The organism is Sphingomonas sp. CCH5-D11 (assembly GCF_001557395.1).
In the GTDB taxonomy this organism is placed as follows: Bacteria; Pseudomonadota; Alphaproteobacteria; order Sphingomonadales; family Sphingomonadaceae; genus Sphingomonas.
The window spans coordinates 1-311 of the sequence record NZ_LSKH01000220.1 but is presented as its reverse complement, the minus strand read 5'-3'; the positions used below and the strand labels follow the sequence as shown (position 1 = coordinate 311).

Annotated in this window: 1 protein-coding gene; it reads right to left on the bottom strand. The window is 67.5% G+C overall.

Translation table 11 applies throughout. The features are described 5' to 3' along the window. Positions 1–205 (bottom strand): TFIIB-type zinc ribbon-containing protein (locus tag AX702_RS14000; protein WP_197420611.1); only part of this gene is annotated, 205 nt, incomplete at its 3' end. Positions 206–311: the final 106 nt, after the last annotated feature.

Genomic DNA, 311 nt, shown 5'->3' with positions numbered 1-311 from the left:
GATAAGCGGGCGGCGGCGGCGGGGCGGCAGGCGTCGGCGATCCGCCCAGTTCGGCGGCGCTTCGCTCGATGATCTTGTCCAGCTCGCCACGGTCCAGCCAGACCCCGCGGCATTGCGGACAGTAATCGATCTCCACCCCCTGGCGCTCGCTCATCACCAGCGGCACGCGGCAGATCGGACAGGGCATGCCAACAGCGGCCGTCATCGCACACTCCACATCTGGGGGCTCGGTCGCAAACGTCACGATGAAACCGGGCCCTGGAAAACGCGGTCCGACATCACACCCAATTGATGGGGTGCCAGAGGGGCCC